Below are 1,094 nucleotides of genomic sequence, written 5' to 3'. Positions count from 1 at the left end.
CCACTTCACGTACGTCATCTTCGCTGTAACCCACACTGTAGGCGTGCGTTTCGCCACCAAACGTTTCGTAGCCAAGTTTTACTTCGAATGGACCGGAGCTGGTCGTGCCGTCTAAGTAAGGCTTGATGATGTCAAACACACCCCAAGTAGAGAAACACTTCAGTGCAAGTACAAGCTTTACACCTGAGATTTCTTTTAGCTGTTTTGCTTTCTCTAGGTTCGCAATCAGCTTGTCTTCATTAATCATGAAGTACGGAGTTTTTAGTTCATTGTGTTGCATGTTAATACCTTGAGTACTTTCGCCTGAACGAAGCCACTATAAAATCGAACAAAGCCGACGCAGTTGCATCGGCTTAGATTTAGTTAATTCAAGATTAGCCTGAGCTTAACTGCTTATTTTTTAAGCTCGTGGATGACTGGTAGCCCTTGAGCTGGTTCCAACTCCTGAACATGCCAATCTAGACCGATTTCTGGCATTGTTTCTAGGAACGGATCTGGGTCTAGCTGCTCCATGTTGAACACGCCTTTGTCTGCCCACTTGCCACGGAAGAATTGAAGTGCGGCTGTGATCGCTGGTACACCTGTTGTGTAAGAAATCGCTTGATGCTCTACATCTTCGTATGCCACTTCGTGGTCAGCGTTGTTGTAGATGAATACGCTACGCTCTTTACCGTCTTTCTTACCTTGAACCCAAGTACCGATACACGTTAAACCTGTGTAACCTGGCGCTAGAGACGTTGGATCTGGTAGTAGCGCTTTCAATACATGAAGAGGCTGTACTACTGTGCCATCGTGCAGCGTTAGCGGATCTGGACTTAGTAGGCCGATGTCGCGCATTACGTTGAAGTAGTTAAGGTAACGATCACCAAAACCCATCCAGAACTCAATACGTTTCGCAGGGATGAACTCTTTCATTGAACGCACTTCGTCGTGCGCCATTGAGTACACTTTGTGCGAGCCACAGTTCGGGAATTCGAACTCAAGCATACGTGAGTGACAAGGTACTTGCTTCCACTCGCCATTTTCCCAGTAGAAAGAGTCACCTTGGATCTCTAACATATTGGTTTCTGGGTCAAAGTTCGTTGCAAACTTCT

1 protein-coding gene and 1 pseudogene are annotated in these 1,094 nt (G+C 46.1%); both read right to left on the bottom strand.

The genetic code is table 11. The features are described 5' to 3' along the window. Positions 1-280, bottom strand: a pseudogene (locus R7M72_RS25675) (carboxynorspermidine decarboxylase); the annotation flags it as partial. A 113-nt stretch (positions 281-393) separates the two neighbouring features. After that, positions 394-1,094, bottom strand: a 701-nt coding sequence (locus tag R7M72_RS25670; protein ID WP_318056538.1) for a saccharopine dehydrogenase family protein, incomplete at its 5' end; no start/stop codon positions are given.

Source organism: Vibrio sp. YT-18, assembly GCF_033337345.1.
GTDB lineage: Bacteria > Pseudomonadota > Gammaproteobacteria > Enterobacterales > Vibrionaceae > Vibrio > Vibrio alginolyticus.
This window is presented reverse-complemented; position numbering and strand designations above follow the sequence as displayed.